2 protein-coding genes are annotated in these 1,326 nt (G+C 75.4%); both read right to left on the bottom strand.

All coding sequences use genetic code 11. From position 1 onward, the window contains the following. The coding region (locus J0670_RS38135; RefSeq protein WP_207817351.1) for a DUF4865 family protein at nucleotides 1-580 on the bottom strand (580 nt) is incomplete at its 3' end. A 33-nt stretch (nucleotides 581-613) separates the two neighbouring features. Then, entirely contained in the window at nucleotides 614-1,180 is a 567-nt protein-coding gene (locus tag J0670_RS38140) for a TetR/AcrR family transcriptional regulator (protein WP_207817352.1), read from the bottom strand. Nucleotides 1,181-1,326: the final 146 nt, after the last annotated feature.

Here is a 1,326-nt window from a genome sequence, read left to right on the forward strand (position 1 = left end):
GGGAGAGGTGCAGCACCCGGTAGCGGGTACCGGGCACGTCCTCGGGAGCCGGGCCGTGCCAGAGGGCGAAGCGGAGCAGTTCCCAACGGCTCGGGTCCACGGCGACGGCGGCGGTGTGCAGGTCGGGGTGCGTGGGGAGTTCGGCGAGGGCCCGCTCGACGGCCTCGGCCGGGTCGGTGCCCTCCGGGAGGCGTACGGTCTCGCGGGTGGCCGTGGTCGGGGGCTCGGCCCGGGTGTCGCCGGTCCGCGCGTCGTCCGTCCGGACGCCCTGGGCTCCGGCGCCCCGGGACAGGCCGGCGCCGAGCCAGTGGCGGACGGCGGGGCGGCCGAAGTCGGCGCTCAGGCCGCGGAAGCCCGGGCCCCAGAGGAAGGCGTTCATGCCCTCGGCGGTGCGCCAGAGGTAGAACGGCGCGTACTGGTTGACCGGCGAGCCGTCCTGGCCGCGCTCACGGACCAGGTACGCCTTCAGCCCGAGGCCGGGGTGGGTGTCGAGCAGGTGGCCCCGCTCGGCGACGCGCTTGCGGATGATGCCCGGGTCGTAGTCGGCGGGGAGGGTGATCTCGTACTGCATGGCGTGCACGGCGGGGCTCCTGGGGTTGCGCGCGGGTGGAGGTCAGGTCTGCCGGTGCGCGGCGAGCAGTCCGAGGGCGCCGCGCACGGCCCGGTCGAAGGGCTCGGCGCTGTCGGCGGCCCGGGCCAGCACGTAGCCGCCCTGGACGACGGCGACCACGGTGGCGGCGGTGTCCACCGGGTCCAGGCCGGGAGCGAACTCGCCGCCTGCCTGGCCCTCGGCGACCAGTTCTGCGATCCGGCCGCGCAGCCAGTCGAAGGTCTCCTCGACGGGGGCGCGCAGGTGCGGGTCGGCGACGACGTCCGGGTCCTGGGCCATCCGGCCGATCCGGCAGCCGCGCAGCACATCGCGGTCGCGGTGCAGGTAGGCGGCGATGCGGTCGTACGCGGTACCGGAGGCGGAGAGGTCGGCCTCGGCGATGCCCCGCATCTGCTCGGCGCTGCGGCGCAGGGCGGCGGCGGCGAGGTCGGGCTTGCCGGTGAAGTGGTGGTACATGCTGCCCTGTCCGACCCCGGAGCGCTGCTGGATGGCCTTGGGGCTGGTGCCGACGTAGCCGCGCTCCCAGAGGAGGGCCTGGGTGCTCTCGATGAGGCGGTCCTGGGTGGTCATGTGGATCACTGTACATACCAGTAGGTACAGAACACCAGGGGATATCCCCGGCGGGCGGCCGGGCGGCTGGAACGCCTGAGGGCCGTGCGCCGCCCCCCCGGCGGCCACGGCCCCTCGCCCGTTCGTCATCCCCCGCCCCACCGGGC

This window comes from Streptomyces sp. FH025, from assembly GCF_017427025.1.
Classification (GTDB): domain Bacteria; phylum Actinomycetota; class Actinomycetes; order Streptomycetales; family Streptomycetaceae; genus Kitasatospora.

Excerpts from the sequence above, each read along its gene's own strand:
- J0670_RS38140 (WP_207817352.1), bottom strand. The coding sequence starts at position 1,180 with ATGACCACCCAGGACCGCCTCATCGAGAGCACCCAGGCCCTCCTCTGG.